Source organism: Rhodanobacter sp. C03 (genome assembly GCF_002001175.1).
Classification (GTDB): Bacteria; Pseudomonadota; Gammaproteobacteria; order Xanthomonadales; family Rhodanobacteraceae; genus Rhodanobacter.
The window spans coordinates 1,207,238-1,223,998 of the sequence record NZ_MUNT01000001.1; the positions used below are offsets into that span (position 1 = coordinate 1,207,238).

At 62.4% G+C, this 16,761-nt stretch carries 11 protein-coding genes; 6 read left to right on the plus strand and 5 right to left on the minus strand.

From position 1 onward, the window contains the following. Positions 1 to 36 precede the first annotated feature (36 nt). From B0E48_RS05155 to B0E48_RS05165, 3 genes are all read left to right on the plus strand, one after another. Positions 37 to 3,120 (plus strand): TonB-dependent receptor, encoded by a 3,084-nt coding sequence (locus tag B0E48_RS05155; protein ID WP_254423848.1) that lies wholly within the window; start codon positions 37 to 39, stop codon positions 3,118 to 3,120. Positions 3,121 to 3,330: 210 nt separating this feature from the next. Beyond that, positions 3,331 to 5,322 carry an enterotoxin gene (locus B0E48_RS05160; protein ID WP_254423849.1) on the plus strand — a complete coding sequence of 664 codons (1,992 nt, stop codon included), beginning with the start codon at positions 3,331 to 3,333 and terminating at the stop codon, positions 5,320 to 5,322. 85 nt (positions 5,323 to 5,407) lie between these two features. After that, positions 5,408 to 7,279: a beta-galactosidase gene (locus B0E48_RS05165; protein WP_077516501.1), complete on the plus strand. Its 1,872-nt coding sequence runs from the start codon at positions 5,408 to 5,410 to the stop codon at positions 7,277 to 7,279. 5 nt (positions 7,280 to 7,284) lie between these two features. Here the strand turns inward: B0E48_RS05165 and B0E48_RS05170 are convergent, their stop codons facing one another. The 5 genes from B0E48_RS05170 to B0E48_RS05190 all read right to left on the minus strand — a co-directional run bounded on the left by B0E48_RS05170 (position 7,285) and on the right by B0E48_RS05190 (position 11,231). Further along, entirely contained in the window at positions 7,285 to 8,442 is a 1,158-nt protein-coding gene (locus B0E48_RS05170) for an isovaleryl-CoA dehydrogenase (RefSeq protein WP_077516503.1), read from the minus strand. 130 nt (positions 8,443 to 8,572) lie between these two features. Next, positions 8,573 to 9,676, minus strand: a complete 1,104-nt coding sequence (locus B0E48_RS05175) for a Glu/Leu/Phe/Val dehydrogenase dimerization domain-containing protein (protein WP_077516505.1) — start codon at positions 9,674 to 9,676, stop codon at positions 8,573 to 8,575. A gap of 248 nt (positions 9,677 to 9,924) precedes the next feature. Further along, positions 9,925 to 10,275, minus strand: coding sequence for a YXWGXW repeat-containing protein (locus tag B0E48_RS05180; protein WP_077516507.1), 351 nt, complete (start codon positions 10,273 to 10,275; stop codon positions 9,925 to 9,927). A gap of 147 nt (positions 10,276 to 10,422) precedes the next feature. Then, positions 10,423 to 10,779 (minus strand): YXWGXW repeat-containing protein, encoded by a 357-nt coding sequence (locus B0E48_RS05185; RefSeq protein ID WP_077516509.1) that lies wholly within the window; start codon positions 10,777 to 10,779, stop codon positions 10,423 to 10,425. A gap of 128 nt (positions 10,780 to 10,907) precedes the next feature. Then, positions 10,908 to 11,231 carry a YXWGXW repeat-containing protein gene (locus B0E48_RS05190; protein WP_077516511.1) on the minus strand — a complete coding sequence of 108 codons (324 nt, stop codon included), beginning with the start codon at positions 11,229 to 11,231 and terminating at the stop codon, positions 10,908 to 10,910. A 215-nt stretch (positions 11,232 to 11,446) separates the two neighbouring features. On the opposite strand from B0E48_RS05190, the gene B0E48_RS05195 reads away from it, so the two are divergent. From B0E48_RS05195 to B0E48_RS05205, 3 genes are all read left to right on the plus strand, one after another. Next, positions 11,447 to 12,049, plus strand: coding sequence for a TetR/AcrR family transcriptional regulator (locus B0E48_RS05195; RefSeq protein ID WP_077516513.1), 603 nt, complete (start codon positions 11,447 to 11,449; stop codon positions 12,047 to 12,049). Between the two features lie 11 nt (positions 12,050 to 12,060). Beyond that, positions 12,061 to 12,993, plus strand: coding sequence for an alpha/beta hydrolase (locus B0E48_RS05200; RefSeq protein ID WP_077516515.1), 933 nt, complete (start codon positions 12,061 to 12,063; stop codon positions 12,991 to 12,993). A gap of 225 nt (positions 12,994 to 13,218) precedes the next feature. Continuing rightward, the gene (locus B0E48_RS05205; protein WP_077516517.1) at positions 13,219 to 16,761 is read left to right on the plus strand and encodes a methylmalonyl-CoA mutase family protein; all 3,543 of its coding nucleotides are present in this window, start codon (positions 13,219 to 13,221) and stop codon (positions 16,759 to 16,761) included.

A 16,761-nucleotide genomic window follows, 5' to 3' on the forward strand; every position in this document is an offset into this window, starting at 1 on the left:
GCGCAGTGCGATAGCGAATCACGGGAGAGGCAGTTCATGTGTAGCGAAAAGAATGGTGGTTTTACCGTCGAAGGTAATGGCACGAAGTGGCTGCCTGCTGTCGCGCATGCACAGGGCGGAAACAAGGTAGGCAGGGTAAGCAAAGCTGGCGGTTTCAAGCGAACCATGCTCGCCGTGGCGCTACTGAGCGCATTTGGCGCGAATGTCGCGATGGCACAATCGATCACCGGCGGCCTCTATGGCAGAGAGCCGAATGCCAAGAACGTGACGATCGAAGTAAGCAATGCGAGTACCGGCTATCACCGGGAGCTGCATCTGGACAACGATGGGCGTTACAACCTGGCTGGCCTCAATCCCGGCAAGTACACGGTGACCGTATCGCAAGGCGATGAGGTCATTGGCACGCGCACGGTTACGGTAAGTCCGAACGTGCAGACCGTAGTGCCGACCGCCTCCATCGCCGCTGCCACGAGTACCTCCGCATCGGCCGTGAATGCGGCAACGCTTTCCACGATTCATGTCAGCGGAGTGGCGCGTGACACGGATGTCATACCGATCGACGTCAGCACACCGGAACTGTCCAGCAACTACAGCATGAACCTGGTCAATCAGCTGCCGACCGGGCGTGGTTTGGAGAGCATCGCGCTGCTGAAGTCGAATGTGCGCTACGACGACCAGACCACCGGCCTGGTCCAGATGGGTGGTGCCAGCCCGGCCGAGAACCGTTCCTACTACAACGAATTCGACACCACCTACGACTACACCGGCCTGGGTGCAACCGCCTTGCCGGCCGAAGCGCTGAGCTCCGTGCAGATATTGAGCGCCAACAGCAGCACCGGTTGGACCAATGCTACCGGCGGCATCATGTCGGCCACCGTGCGGCAGGGCTCGAATAATTTTCAGGCGGGTTATTCGCTGTATTACACGCCGCCCACGTCACGGCTGCTCGAACCGCGCCAGCACAACTCGTACGCATCCGACGGCAGCTACTACAACTACGACTCTGCCAATACCCATGGCAGCAGCGCCACCCAGTATCTGTGGGCTTCGGGGGCACTGGTGAAGGACAAGCTGTTCTTCTTCGCGATGCTGGGCAATACCCCGCCGAACACATCGACAAGCAATGGGCAGAATTTCCAATACGACAATTCGAGTCGCGACAAGAACGCGCTGGTCAACCTGACCTGGAACATCACCAACAACCAGTCGTTGAATGTGGTGGGAGAGAAAGACTGGAACAACAGCTTCACCAACCAGTACGCGCTTGCTACCGACTATGACCCACATTCGGTCGGCAGTTACTACGGCTGGAATGCAGCCAAGGTCAAGAACCAGTTCCTGATCGGCAATTACCATTGGCAGATCAACGACGACATGGCCCTGCGCGTGATGGGAGGTTATCTCAGTCAGTCGTCCTTGAGTCCAACCTCAAGCTCGGGCACCGGTTTGCCTTATGTGACTGAAGTGGATCCCACCGGCAAGTCCCGCAACATCGGCATTTCCAATACACCCGATCAGCTCTACCCATTCCAGTATTACAAGCGCGGCTTCAAGGGTGATTTCACCTGGAACATCGGTGACCACAAGCTCACGATCGGTGCCGAGCACTACAAGCACTACATCAACAATACGAATGCAACCACCGAAGGCGGCGACTGGACTTATTACGACCGGCCGGGAACGTTATTGGGGAATGGCTCGCCTGCGCCTGCCAATGGCCAGTATGTGCAGCAGTCCTACATAGCCAACGGTGGTGCATTCAGCACGGTCAACAAGGCACTCTACGCGGACGACTACTGGCAGGTTGCCGATCGCTGGGTGGCCTACATGGGAGCGCGTTTCGACACGTTCATCAACAAGAACATCAACGGCCAGAATTTCCTGCGCATGCCGATCCTGTCACCCCGGCTGGGTCTGGCGTGGGATGTCGACGGCGACAGTTCGACCAAGCTGGGCGTCAACCTTGGCAAATATGCCCTGGCGATTCCGTCCAGTGTCAACAACGGTGCCGCCGGTGCGGCTTATACGTGGAATCGGTACTACACCTATACCGGCATGGATCCGACGACCAAGGCACCCACTGGCCTGAGCCAGATCGGGCAGCAGGAGACTCTGGTCAATGGCCAGGCACCCACGTACTACAACGTCGCCACCTCGAACATCAAGGCACCTTACCAATATGAGTTCCAGGTGTACTTGCAGAAGAGCCTGGGTTCAAACTGGACGTCCATGGCCGAAGCAGGTTTCAGCCAGCTCAAACGCATCATCGACGATGTCTGCTACAACCAGGGCATCACCGACTGGGCGCAGACGCACGGTTATCCGAACTACGTGGATGCAAGCGGCTGCCCGGAATTCAACCCCGGCATCGCACAGGTGTTCACCCGTGACTACAACGGTGACGGCAAGCTGCAGCAACTGACCATTCCAGGCAGCGTGTTCGGACCTCCGCCCGCGCGCAGGTACGCGCACCTCACGCTGGAGCTCTCCCATCAGCGCACGGTGGCAGAGCCGTATTTTGTCGACGTCAGTTATACCTGGGCGCATCTGTACGGCAACGACGATGGCCTGCTGAATCTCAGCGAGCGTACGGGTGGTGGTCCGGGTGAGCAGACTTACTGGGATTTTCCGGGGCTGATGGAATATGGCCACGGTGACCTTGCCGGCGATATTCGCAATGCGCTCAATATCAATGGTGTGTACTACTTCAGTTCCGGCCTGCGCATTGGCAGTACGCTCGTCATGCACACCGGCGAACCGTTGAGTTGTATTGGTACTTATCCGGATGTCGACAACCCGGCCTCGCAGTACGGGGCAGGGAGCCACTATTGCAATGGCCTGCCAGCGCCGCTAGGCAATGCGGGAAGGTTGCCGTTCTTTTGGCAGTGGAATCTCGGCGTGGGTTACGACTGGGCCATCAACCAGGCGAATCACTTGAGCGTGGATCTGCAGGTGAAGAACATCACCAACCGCATGGGGCGCATTGACTCCAACCAGATCTATGACCAGGGCAGCGTGCCAAGCAATGGCAGCCCGTGGCTGCTCAATCCTTCCTATGGGGCGGCTACATGGCAGGCTCCGCGCACCACGCAACTGGTAGTGCGCTACACGTTCCAGTAAGGCGTCGTCGAGTGGCGTGCCATAGCACGCCACTCGAATACATCCGTCGGTTCCGTCAAGTGGTAGCGGTCGAATCAATCAAATGAAGAGGTAGCCATGTTTCCCTTTGGTTTCAGTCCGTCAGTTGTCAGCAGTGCGGCCGCGGCCACCACTTCGCGGCACACGTCTGCGCGCATTTCACGTATGACTTTGTGTCTGTGCGCGGCCCTGATGGTCACGAGTACAGCGCATGCCGGCGACAGCGTGGCCACCGGCTCGCTCGTACTACAGCCCGGCGCGGCGACGTTCTCCGACCAGGCCGGCCTCGATCGCTTCGGCAACGCCGCAATCGAGGCAAGCTGGAAGATCGATCAGCAGCATCTCACTGACATGGTCATCGTTGACCGCGTGCATCAGCAGTCGCTCAAGATGCTGGCGCCGTTTGCGCTGGTCATGGCCGATGGCAAGATCATCCGTGCCGCCGACATGCGCCTTTTGACTGCGCCGCACGAACAGGCGCTGCCGGTGAACGCGAACGCATCGCGTCTGGTCGAACGTCTTCCCGGCAAGTCGATCCAGGCCAGTTTCGGTGATGCCGAGGGTCGCTTCCGGGTCGACTGGCAACTTGTACAGCGTGATGGCTCACCCTACCTGCGCGAGCTGGTGTCGATCACCGCGCTGAAGCAGGGCGAGAAGATTGCCAAGGTGTCGTTGCTGGAGACCCAGGTGGCGGATGCCGAGGTCATCGGCGATGTGCAGGGTTCGCCGGTAACGGCCGGTGATGTCTATCTCGGCTTCGAGTATCCATTGTCGGACAGCGAGGTGCGCCACAACGATGTGAGACTCACACTGTCGCGCACGCTGCCGCTGGAGCAGGGCAAGACGATTGATTACTCGGCGGTGATCGGCGTGGTGCGCGAGGGTCAGATGCGTCGTGATTTCGCCGGTTACATCGAGCGCGAACGGGCGCATCCGTATCGCACCTTCCTGCATTACAACTCGTGGTACGACATCGGCTACTTCACGCCATACACCGAAGCGCAGGCGCTGGACCGGATCAATACGATTGGCAACGAGCTGCATGTAAAGCGTGGTGTCACGCTCGACTCGTATCTGTTTGACGATGGCTGGGACGACCGCAGCGGCAGCTGGCATTTCAGCAAGGATTTCCCGCATGGCTTCGTGCCGCTGCAGCAGGCCGCGGCCAAATACGGTGCGGCACCGGGTGTGTGGCTGTCGCCATGGGGCGGCTACGGTCCGCCGGCCAAGGAACGCGCAGAGCGCGGCGCGAAGTCCGGCTACGAGATCGTCAAGGATGGCCTCGCGCTGTCCGGCCCGAAGTACTACCAGCGCTTTCATGATGCGGTAATGGATCTGCTGGACAAGAACGGCATCAACCAGTTCAAGTTCGATGGCACCGGCAATGCCGACAGCGTGTTTCCGGGCAGCCGCTTCGACAGCGACTTCGCTGCGGCGATCCAGTTGATTAATGACATCCGCAAGGACAAGCCGGACACCTTCATCAACCTCACCACCGGTACCTATCCGTCGCCGTTCTGGCTGCGCTACGCCGACACCATCTGGCGTGACGGCGAGGACGACAGCGAAACCGGTGTCGGCAGCACACGCGAGCGCTGGATCACCTATCGCGATCAGCAGACCTACCAGAACATCGTGATCAAGGGCCCGCTGTTCCCGATCAATTCGCTGATGCTCCACGGCATCATCTATGCGAAGGAAAACCGCAAGCTCAACACCGATTCGGGCCACGATTTCGCCAACGAGGTGCACTCGTACTTCGCTACCGGCACCGAGCTGCAGGAGATGTACATCACACCGTCGCTGCTGAGCACGCAAGACTGGGACGTACTCGCCGAATCCGCGCGCTGGTCGCGTGCGAACTCCGATGTGCTGCGTGATACGCACTGGATCGGTGGGGATCCTGGCCGCTTGAATGTGTACGGCTGGGCCTCGTGGTCCCCGGCCAAGGCCATCATCACGCTGCGCAATCCGGATGCGAAGCCGCAGCTGGCGGTGATCGATCTGCAGCGCCAACTGGAGCTGCCACCCGATGCGGCACGCCAGTTCAGCGCGCACAGCCCGTGGCAGGCCGATGCCGGCAAGCCTGCGTTGGCAGTGGACGCGGACCATCCGCAGACGATCACGCTGGCACCGTTCGAGGTGCTGACACTGGAACTGACGCCGGCAAAATCCGGCTCTTGAGTGCGCCAGAGCTCACGGCAGACGGTGCAATCCCTGTCTGCCTTGAGCTTGCTGTCACCGGTCATCGATTGACGAGAGAAGACTCATGCTGCGACGGGATTTTCTGCGCCTGACGGCACTGACGCCGCTGGCTGCGTTGAGCGTGCGTAGTCATGCCTTCCCGGTTTCGACAGGCAGGGTGGTTGGGCAAATCCCGGATGGCCGTCCGCACCGACTCGAGCTGAAGGCACACAGCTTCATGCTGGATGGCAAGCCGATGCAGATCCGCAGTGGCGAGATGCATCCGGCACGCATCCCTGCCGAGTACTGGCTGCATCGCATCCGCATGGCGAAGGCGATGGGTCTCAACACGATTTCGATCTACCTGATGTGGAACCACCTGGAGCGCGAGCCGGGTGTGTTCGACCTGCATACGGGCAACCGGGACTTCGTCCAGTTCATCCGCCTGTGCCAGCGCGAGGGCATGTGGGTCTATCTGCGGCCCGGCCCGTATATCTGCGGCGAGTGGGATTACGGTGGGCTGCCGCCGTACCTGCTGCGCAAGCCGGATATCCGCGTGCGCAACAAGGACGATCCCGACTACATGGCCGCCGTGCAGCGCTACATCGACGCGATCGCGCCGCTCATCCATTCGTTGATGGCGTACAACGGCGGTCCCGTGCTGATGCTGCAGGTGGAGAACGAATACGCCTCGTTCGGCCATGATCTGGACTACCTCAAACAGTTGCAGGCACTGTGGGAAGCGCATGGCATCCGTGGCCCGTTCACGATTTCCGATGGCCTCGGCCAGCTCCAGCAACAACACACCTATCCGCCCGGCACGGCGCTGGGTCTGGATGGCGATACCGACTTCGCGACGGCGCAGACGATAGCCGGCGAGGCGCCGGTGTGGGTCGGTGAAGGCTATCCGGGCTGGCTCACACACTGGGGCGACCCGGACTTCCAGCGCGGCGATTATGTGGCGACATTGCGCGAGCTTCTGCAACAGGGCCGTTCGTTCAATCTGTACGTGGTGCACGGCGGCAGCAACTTCGGTTTCAGCGCCGGCGCCAACGCGAAGGGCGACTACTCGCATTTCGAGCCGGTAATCACCAGCTACGACTATGGTGCGCCGATCAACGAGCGCGGCGAAGCTACGCCTGACTATCATGCGTTCCGCGCATTGCTTGCCGAGCACGCAACGCAGCCGCTGTCTGATGTGCCGGCGCCACCAGCGGCGATCCGTTTCGCGGCGATCACGCCGGTGGCGCATGCCTCGCTATGGGACAACCTGCCAGCGCCAAGGGCCGCGAAAAAACCGCAGGCCAATGAACTGCTGTTCGCGCAGGATCATGGCCTGGTGCTGTATCGCAGGAAGATCCCTGCCGCCGCCGCAGCGTTGACGCTCGACGGTGTGCGCGACTACGCCACGGTATTCAGCGATGGACACTACGTCGATTACGTTTCGCGTGTGCAGCACGCCAAACTGCGAGCAGGCAACCGGGTTGAGCTGCCAGTCATCGTAGACGGCAAGACTTCGCAGCTCGACGTCCTGGTCGACAGCTTCGGTCACGTCGGTTACGGCCAGGCGATGGCCGATCGCAAGGGCATCGTCGGCAGCATCCGTCTCGGTAATGAGGAGGTCGAAGACTGGAACGTCTACAGCCTGCCGCTGGACGAGGGTTATATCCGTCAACTGAAACCGGTGGTCAGCGAACCATCGCGCCCGGGTATTTTCTTCAAGGCCACCTTGCGACTCGACCAGCTTGGCGACAGCTATATCGACATGTCGGGCTGGGCCAAGGGCTATCTCTGGGTCAATGGCCAGTTGCTTGGCCGTTACTGGAACCTCGGTCCGCAGCAACGGTTGTACTGTCCCGCGTCATGGTTCCGCCTTGGCGACAACGAACTGATGATCTTCGATCTGCACCAGACCGTCGCTGCGCCGATGCATGGCGCGACGACCTTGCATGCCTAACTGGATCAGGCCTTGCCGTGGAACAACTCGCGGCCGATCAGCATGCGCCGGATTTCATTCGTGCCGGCGCCAATCTCGTACAGCTTGGCGTCGCGCAGCAGGCGGCCGGCCGGGAACTCGTTGATGTAGCCGTTGCCGCCGAGCGTCTGGATCGCCTCCAGTGCCACCTGCACCGCATTGACCGACGCATTGAGCAGGCACGCCGCCGGATCGATGCGTGACTTCACGCCGTTGTCGAACTGCTGCGCCACCATATAGGCGAAGCCGCGCGAGGATTGCAGTCGCGTATACATGTCGGCGATCTTCGCCTGCATCACGCCGAACGTGCCGATCGGCGCGTTGAACTGCTTGCGCTCGCGCACGTAGGGCAGGGCGAGATCGAGTGCCGCCTGCATCAGGCCGAGCGGGCCGCCGGACAGCACCAGCCGCTCGGTGTCGAGGCCGCTCATCAGTACGCGCACGCCTTCGTTGACCTCGCCGACGATGTTCTCGTGCGGGATCTCGCAATCCTCGAACACCAGCTCGCAGGTGTTCGAGCCGCGCATGCCGAGCTTGTCCAGCTTCTGCGCGGTCGAGAAACCCTTCATGCCCTTCTCGACGATGAAGGCGGTCATGCAACGGCTGCCGGCGACGCGCGGCGCGGTGCGCATGTAGACCAGCAACACGTCGGCGTCAGGGCCGTTGGTGATCCACATCTTCGAGCCGTTGGCGACCCACACGTCGCCTTTCTGCTCGGCCTTGCAGGTCATCGAGCCGACCACGTCGGAACCGGCACCCGGTTCGCTCATCGCCAGCGCGCCGATATATTCGCCCGTGCACATCTTCGGGATGTACTTGCGCCGCTGCGCCTCGTTGCCGTTGTGGAAGATGTTCTGCACGGCGAGGTTGGAATGCGCGCCGTACGACAGGCCGACCGAGCCGGATGCGCGCGAGATCTCTTCCATCGCCACCATGTGCGCGAGGAAACCCATGCCGGTGCCGCCGTACTCGGTCGGTATGGTCATGCCGAGCAGGCCCATCTCGCCGAACTTGTGCCACAGGTCCGCCGGGAACAGGTTGTCGTGATCGATCTGGGTAGCGCGCGGAGCGATCTCCTTTTCCGCAAATGCATGCACCGTATGGCGCAGCAAGTCGATATCTTCTCCAAGCGGAAACGGGCGCATCACGAACTCCTTTGGTGTGCAGAGTGCCGATTTTAGCCTACGTGCGCGGGCAGTGCCGGCAGATGCCGCGGGGCCAACAAAAAAGCCGCCAGGGAACTGGCGGCTTCTTCTGTGACAGTAAGTATTTTGCTTACTGACCGCGCATGCGGCCCTGGAAACGGGTGCCGTTGTTGCCCATGTGCGGCAGCTTGATCTTGCCGATCGCGTTGATGCGTTCCTCGGCCAGACGGTCGGCGGCCAGGTAGGTCGGCACGTTCTGCGTCTTGCTGATCTCGAAGATGCGGCCCAGGTTGTAATAGATCGTGCGCATCATGCGCATCGCGCGTTCGCGGTTGTAGCCGTCGATTTCCAGCGACACGTTCATCACGCCGCCGGCATTGACCGCGTAATCCGGTGCGTACAGCACGCCGCGCTTCTGCAGTTCGTCGCCGATCTCGTCGGTGGCCAGCTGGTTGTTCGCCGCGCCGCAGATGATCTTCGCCTTGATGCGGTCGATCGTCTGTGCGTTGACGGTGCCACCCAGCGCGCACGGCGAGTACACGTCGGCGTCGACGTCGTAGATCTCGTCCAGGCCCACGGCTTCGCAACCGAGCTCGTCGACGCAGCGCTGCACGGCATCCTTGTTGATGTCGGTGACGAACACCTTGGCGCCCTGTTCGCGCAGCAGCTTGATGAACTCGCTGCCGACGTGGCCGCAGCCCTGCACGGCGAAGCTGTACTTGCCCACGTCTTCATTGCCGTGCTTGAACTGCAGCGCGGCCATCAGGCCCTGCAGCGTGCCGTAGGCGGTGAACGGCGACGGATCGCCCGAACCGCCATGCACCTGGTGCACGCCGGTCACGTATTCGGTTTCACGGAACACGTATTCCATGTCGTTGACGTCGATGCCGACGTCCTCGGCGGTGATGTAGCGGCCGTTCAACGAGTTGACGAAGCGGCCGAACGCGCGGAACAGCGCTTCGGATTTGTCCTTGCTCGGATCGCCGATGATCACCGCCTTGCCGCCGCCCAGGTTCAGGCCGGCCACGGCGTTCTTGAAGGTCATGCCGCGCGACAGGCGCAGCACGTCGTTCACCGCTTCCTGCTCGGTCTTGTACGGCCACATGCGCAAACCGCCGAGCGCGGGGCCCAGCACGGTGTTGTGGATCGCGATGATGGCCTTCAGGCCGGCATCCTTGTTGTGGCAGAACACGACTTCTTCGTGACCGGTCTTGGCGATGGTTTCAAAGATCATTGGAACGGTGACTCCATGATTTACGGTGCCGGAGGGCATCTACAGAGGATTGGCGGGGCTGGGGACGGCCCCGTCAAAGGGCGTGAAAGCCGGAAACTCAACGCCCCGACCGAAGCCGGGGCGATGAATCAAGGCGCGAAGTTTAGTACGTCGCGTCGCGAGGTGATGCCGCGGCGCAGCAAGTCGCTGGCGTATTGAAGCTGCAGATGCACGAAAAGTCCCGCTTGAAGGCTAGTAGCGGACGTGATTCAGAGGGAGATCCAGTGGCCTGGGCGGAAATGCCAGCCGTCGCGGTGCTGCTCCCAGCTGGCGTCCACATAGCGGGAGTCGGGCTTCTCGGGTATCCACTGGGCGGGGACTGCCACGTAGTCGTGACCATCCCAGCGCCAGTAGCTGTGGGCCCGGACATAACCGCGGCGTATCTGGACCGGCTCGATGACAAACGGCGGCGGCGCCCGCGATACCACCAGGTCTCCCGCGTAAGTGCGGTACATCAGGGGGTGATGGACGACCGGTGGTCGACCCGGCTGATCAGCACAACCGGTGGCCAGTGCAGTGACGCCAGCGAGCAGGGCAAACGCAACAACGCGGTGAACCATGGAATGTTGCTCCGTATCGGGAATGGATCGAGCGGGTGTGTCACGAAGGAGTTTACTGCTGAGGGATGCCGTCGCCGCGGATGGTCACGGCGAATATGGAAACGCCCCGGCAGGCGGGGCGTTTCCACGAATCAGACGCAGGACGTATCAGCCGGTAACCCACACACCGGCGCGCCAGTGCCAGCCGTCGCCACGCTGTTCCCAGTGCGGGTGCGCGTAGTGGTAGCCCGGCCGCATGTGTTCCCAATGGCCGCGTTCCGCCACATAGCGCCGGCCATCCCAGCGCCAGTAGCCGCGGGCCCAGATAAAGCCGGGGCGTGGCTCTACATTTTCCACGAACATCGGCGGCGGCGGCTGTGGCGCCACCACTTCCACATACCCCGGGTTGGGGGCGTAGACCGGGGCGGGGCGCGCATAGATCGGGCGCGCCGGCTCCACCACACAGCCAGCAGCCAGTGCAGTGACGGTGACAAGGGAAGCGAGGGCAACAAGGCGAATGGACATGGTCAACAGTCTTCCTGATCAAGGTTGAGGGTGTGGTGCGGCGTTGCGTAACGTTGCATTGTGTTGCGCAGTGTCATGGGGCGGAAGCCTTCACGACAGCAGTCCGCTCTTCGCAGGTTGTTGCGTGTTCAGCGACCCCAGTAGCCCTGGCGGAAGCGCCAGCCACCACGGCCGTGCGCCCAGTACGCAGGACGATAGTGGTAGCCGGGGCGGGCATGAACCCAATAGCCGCCGGCCCATACATGGCGTCGGCCATTCCAGCGCCAATAGCCCGGGGCCCATACGTAGCCCGCGCGCGGCGGTGGTACGCGCTCGTAACGCGGTGCGGGTGGCCCGACGTTGATGCCGACGCCAACCGAAACCTGTGCTGCGGCCGGCGGTGCATACACGACACCGGCGAAGGTCAGTCCGAGGCCGGCAAGTAGAGCCAATTTCAGGGGCAGGCTGTTCATCAAGGTTCCTCCGTTGTCACCGCATGACGCGGCTGTAGTAACGATAACGGCGTGGCAGCGGGCGTGTTGACCTTGTCCATCGAGCTCGTTCAGGTTCCGGCGGCCCACCCAGCGATCGCATTCGAAGATATTTTCCGGGGATGCTCTTGCAGGAAGAGTGAAGTCGGATCATTTTGTTGATGAAATGCACGAACGGTCGTGCTATTTTATCCGGCATGACTACGGCAACCCAGCCCGGCAAACGCGCCTCCACCCGTGAACTGATCCTCGATCACGCCTATGCGCTGGCCCGCAAGGACGGCCTCGAAGGTTTGTCCATTGGCACGCTTGCGGCTGCTGCAAGCATGTCCAAGAGTGGCGTATTTGCCCATTTCGGCTCCCGCGAAGACCTGCAGCTGGCCGTGCTCGATGCCGGCGGCGAGCGCTTCGCGACCAAGGTTCTGCTGCCGGCACTGAAGCAGCCGCGCGGCCTGCTGCGCCTGCGCGCCATCGTGGCGCACTGGACCGAATGGGGGCGCGAATACCAGAGCGGCTGTGTGCTGCTATCCGCGGCCAGCGAATACGATGGACGAAATGGTGCACTGCACGATAAAGTGGTCTCGCAGCAGGCTGCGTGGCGTGACGGATTGCAGAAAGCCATCGCACAGGCCGTGACGGAAGGGCACCTGCGCAGCGATACCGATACCGCCCAGCTCGCGTTCGAGATTTACGCCCTGATGCTCGGCCTGCACCACGATGCCGGGCTGTTCGGGTTCGACGAGGCCGGCAAACGCGCCGCGCAGGCCTTCGAGCGTCTCTGGCGCAGCTGGCAATCCTGAGGAGTACGCACATGTCCTCCAGAGCTAATACCTCGATCATTCGTCCCGGGCTCGGCGCCCGCTTCAAGCTGGGCACCGTGCGTGCCGGCTTTGCGTTTGGCAGCCGGCTGGCGCCGCTGCGCACGGTGAATCGTGCCGCGCGCCTGTTCGCCACGCCGTTCGCCAGCAGCCGCAGCCGCGCACAGGCCGCGCAGGGCGATGACGAGATGCAGCGGGGCCAGCTCCAGATCAATGGCGAAACCATCGCCACCTATGTCTGGGGCGATCCGGCGACACAACCCTACGCCTTGCTGGTGCACGGCTGGTCCAGCTTCGGCCTGCGCTTCCTGCCGTGGGTGGCGAAGCTGCGCGCGCAGGGTTTCGCCGTAGTCACCTTCGATCAACCCGGCCACGGCTACAGCAGCGGCAAGCTGTGCACGCTGCCGGAATTCACCGATACCGTGCACGCGATCGGCCAGTACTACGGCGAGGCGGCGCTGGCGATCGGCCACTCACTCGGTGGCGCAGCCGTCGCCCTGGCGCAGGATGAGGCCTGGCACGCGCGCAAGTTGATCCTGGTGGCGCCTGCCGCCGACATGGCGGCGGCCGTCGGTCGCTTCTTCCGTTTCGTGCGTCTTGGCGGCTATCTGCGTGAAGCGTTCTATCTGTGGCTGCTGCGCCGCACCGGCGTCAGTGTCGAGCAACTGCAGGTGCATCACCATCTGCCAGCGCTGGGTGCGCCCGGCCTGATCGTGCACGATCTCGACGATGACGATGTGCCGTGGGGCGAGGGCGAGCGTTACGCCCAGTACTGGCCCGGCGCGCGCCTGCTCACCACGCAGGGACTCGGCCATCGCCGGGTGCTCGATGCGCCCGAAGTGATCGACGCCGCGCTCGCCTTCGTTCGTGGCGAAGAGGTGGGTACGCGGGTGGTCGGCAGTCCGAACCTGTCGCTCTGCGTGTAGCCCGCACAGCCACGCGCTGCATTTTTCACATGCAGGAGCGACTTCAGTCGCGACGCTCTTGATCTTGCATTTCGACAAGCCTCAGAGCATCGCGACTGAAGTCGCTCCTACAGAGAGCGGCCGGCTGCGGCGCATGGCCGTACGCCAGGGTACGCACCCGACACCGCGCGCTTGTTCACGATCCACTAGAATCGTGAAGTTCAAGCACACGATGTCGGAGTTGCCATGAGTTCCCCCGCCAAGCACGTCCCCGCCGGCGCCACGCAGGCTGAAGCCACGCCGCTGCGCTTCGTTACCGCGGCCAGCCTGTTCGATGGCCACGACGCGGCGATCAACATCATGCGCCGCATCATCCAGTCGCAGGGCGCGGAGGTGATCCACCTCGGCCACAACCGTTCGGTGGAAGACGTGGTGCGCGCCGCGCTGCAGGAAGATGCCGACGCGATCGCGCTGTCGTCCTACCAGGGTGGTCACGTCGAGTACTTCAAGTACATGGTGGATATGCTGAAGGAACGCGGCGCCGGCCATATCCGCGTGTTCGGCGGCGGCGGCGGAACCATCACGCCGGAAGAGATCAAGGAGCTGCAAGCCTACGGCGTCGAGCGCATCTACCACCCGAACGACGGCATGAAGCTCGGCCTCACCGAGATGATCGAGGACGTGATGCATCGCGCCGGTTCGGCCGCGACGAAGCGTGCCGAGTCCGAAACCGACACGGTGCCCAAGGTCGACATCGACGACGAGATCTCCATCGGCCACATGCTCTCGGCGATCGAGGAAGGCAAGCTCAGCGACACCGAACTCGAACACCAGCGCAAGCAGTGGAAACTTGCCGGCAAGCACACGCCGGTGCTTGGCCTCACCGGCACCGGTGGCGCAGGCAAGTCGTCGGTGGTGGACGAACTGCTGCTGCGCTTCCTGCACGCGTTTCCACAGATGCGCATCGCCGTGCTCGCAGTCGACCCGACCCGTCGCCGCTCCGGTGGCGCGTTGCTCGGCGACCGCATCCGCATGAACTCGTTGAGGTCCCATCGCGTCTACATGCGCTCGATGGCCACGCGCCGCCAGCACGCTGCCACCAGCATCGTGCTGCACGACTGCATCGATTTCCTGAAGAGCCAGCCGTACGACCTCGTCATCGTCGAGACCGCCGGCATCGGCCAGAGCGATTCGGAGATCGTCGACCTGGTCGATTTCCCGGTCTACGTGATGACCAGCGAATACGGCGCCGCCAGCCAGCTCGAGAAGATCGACATGATCGACTTCGCCGAGCTCGTCGTGCTCAACAAGTTCGACAAGCGCGGCGCCGAAGACGCGCTGCGCGACGTGCGCAAGCAGTGGAAGCGCAACCGCACCGCCTTCACCCTGAAAGACGAAGACGTGCCGGTGTATCCCACCATCGCCAGTCAGTTCAACGATCCGGGCGTCACCTGGATGTTCTCGAACCTGTGCCGCCTGATGCGCGAAAAGCTCAAGCTGACGGAAGAGAAATGGTCGCCGCAGCTCGACACTACGCTGAAGTCGCCGCGCGCCACCGTCCTGATTCCCGGCAGCCGCGTGCGCTACCTCGCCGAGATCGCCGAGCAGGGCCGCAGCATCAACAGCGGTATCGAGCATCAGGCCGAATACGCCAGCAAGGCGCAGCACTACTATGAGGCGCTGAAGGAGCTCGGTGATGACAAGTTGCCGCGTCCGCTGGAGCTGTACCGCAACGCTGATCTTCATCCTGCTCCCGCATCACCTGTAGGAGCGGCTTCAGCCGCGACCGAGGCGCATGTCGCGGCTGAAGCCGCTCCTACAGAAAAGCACCCCGTCGACCGTTCCTTGTTGTTGCTGCGCCAACGCTACAACGCCGCCCTCAAAGAACTCAGCCACGAAGCCATCCACCAGCTGCGCGAATGGCCGGCGCTGTACAAGTCGGTCACCGCCGACGTCAACGAATACAAGGTGCGCGACAAGGTCATCCGCGTCGAGAACTACCGCGACTCGCTCAGCCACCAGAAGATTCCGAAGGTGGCGCCGCCGAAGTCGAAGGACTGGGGCGAGCTGGTCAGCTTCCTCGGTCGCGAGAACCTGCCGGGCCATTACCCGTACACCGGCGGCGTGTATCCGTACCGCCGCAGCGGCGAGGATCCCACCCGCATGTTCGCGGGCGAGGGCACGCCCGAGCGCACCAACCGCCGCTTCCATTACCTCAGCCAGGGCGGTGCCGCCACGCGCCTGTCCACGGCGTTCGACTCGGTCACGCTGTACGGTGAAGACCCCGCGCCGCGCCCGGACATCTTCGGCAAGATCGGCAACTCCGGCGTCAACATCGCCACCCTGGACGACATGAAGAAGCTGTACTCCGGCTTCGACCTCAGCGCGCCCAGCACCTCCGTCTCCATGACCATCAACGGCCCCGCGCCGATGATCCTGGCAATGTTCATGAACACCGCGATCGACCAGAACGTCGAGAAGTACCTGCGCGCAGACGACGCCCGCTGGGCCGCTGCCGAAAAGAAGATCGCCGCGATCTACAAGGACGTGCAGCGCCCGCAGTACCACGGCGACCTGCCCAAGGGTAACGAAGGGCTGGGTCTGGGCCTGCTTGGCGTCTCCGGCGACGAACTGGTGGATGCGGAAACCTACGCGCGCATCAAGACGGAAACCCTGCAGGCGGTGCGCGGCACTGTGCAGGCCGACATCTTCAAGGAAGACCAGGCGCAGAACACCTGCATCTTCAGCACCGAATTCGCGCTGCGCATGATGGGCGACATCCAGCAGTACTTTGTCGACAACAAGGTGCGCAACTTCTACTCGGTGTCGATCTCCGGTTATCACATCGCCGAAGCGGGCGCCAACCCGATCAGCCAGCTCGCCTTCACCCTCAGCAACGGCTTCACCATCGTCGAGTACTACCTCGCGCGCGGCATGAGCGTGGACGACTTCGCGCCCAACCTCAGCTTCTTCTTCTCCAACGGCATGGACCCGGAATACACCGTCATCGGCCGCGTCGCCCGCCGCATCTGGGCGCGCGCGATGCGCGAGCGCTACGGCGCAAGCAGTCGCAGTCAGATGATGAAGTACCACATCCAGACCTCCGGCCGCTCGCTGCACGCGCAGGAGATCCAGTTCAACGACATCCGCACCACGCTGCAGGCGATGTATGCGCTGTTCGACAACTGCAACAGCCTGCACACCAATGCCTACGACGAAGCGATCACCACGCCCACCGAAGAAAGCGTGCGCCGCGCGGTGGCGATCCAGATGATCATCAACAAGGAACTCGGCCTCAACTTCAACGAGAACCCGTGGCAGGGCAGCTACGTCGTCGACGTGCTCACCGATCTGGTGGAAGAGGCCGTGTACAAGGAATTCGAGGCGATCAGCGAGCGCGGCGGCGTACTCGGCGCGATGGACACCATGTACCAGCGCGGCAAGATCCAGGAAGAATCGATGTATTACGAGCACAAGAAGCACGACGGCTCGTTGCCACTCATCGGCGTCAACACCTTCCTGCCGAAGGACCACGGCGGCGAGATCGCCACCGAGATCGAACTGATCCGCTCGACCGAAGAAGAGAAGGGCCAGCAGATCGCCAACGTGAAGCGCTACGGCGAGGCGCGCAATGCGCTGGCCTCAGACAGCCTCAAGGTGCTGCAGGTGACAGCACGCGATCGGCGCAATGTGTTCGAACAGCTGATCGAGGCGGTGAAGTACAACTCGCTGGGGCAGATCAGTCATGCGTTGTATGACGTGGGTGGGGAGTACCGCAGAAACATGTAA

What these genes read in the sequence shown, in the direction of transcription:
- B0E48_RS05155 (WP_254423848.1), top strand. Translation starts at nt 37, where the DNA reads ATGTGTAGCGAAAAGAATGGTGGTTTTACCGTCGAAGGTAATGGCACG.
- B0E48_RS05160 (WP_254423849.1), top strand. Translation starts at nt 3,331, where the DNA reads ATGGTCACGAGTACAGCGCATGCCGGCGACAGCGTGGCCACCGGCTCG.
- B0E48_RS05165 (WP_077516501.1), top strand. Translation starts at nt 5,408, where the DNA reads ATGCTGCGACGGGATTTTCTGCGCCTGACGGCACTGACGCCGCTGGCT.
- B0E48_RS05170 (WP_077516503.1), bottom strand. Translation starts at nt 8,442, where the DNA reads ATGCGCCCGTTTCCGCTTGGAGAAGATATCGACTTGCTGCGCCATACG.
- B0E48_RS05175 (WP_077516505.1), bottom strand. Translation starts at nt 9,676, where the DNA reads ATGATCTTTGAAACCATCGCCAAGACCGGTCACGAAGAAGTCGTGTTC.
- B0E48_RS05180 (WP_077516507.1), bottom strand. Translation starts at nt 10,275, where the DNA reads ATGGTTCACCGCGTTGTTGCGTTTGCCCTGCTCGCTGGCGTCACTGCA.
- B0E48_RS05185 (WP_077516509.1), bottom strand. Translation starts at nt 10,779, where the DNA reads ATGTCCATTCGCCTTGTTGCCCTCGCTTCCCTTGTCACCGTCACTGCA.
- B0E48_RS05190 (WP_077516511.1), bottom strand. Translation starts at nt 11,231, where the DNA reads ATGAACAGCCTGCCCCTGAAATTGGCTCTACTTGCCGGCCTCGGACTG.
- B0E48_RS05195 (WP_077516513.1), top strand. Translation starts at nt 11,447, where the DNA reads ATGACTACGGCAACCCAGCCCGGCAAACGCGCCTCCACCCGTGAACTG.
- B0E48_RS05200 (WP_077516515.1), top strand. Translation starts at nt 12,061, where the DNA reads ATGTCCTCCAGAGCTAATACCTCGATCATTCGTCCCGGGCTCGGCGCC.
- B0E48_RS05205 (WP_077516517.1), top strand. Translation starts at nt 13,219, where the DNA reads ATGAGTTCCCCCGCCAAGCACGTCCCCGCCGGCGCCACGCAGGCTGAA.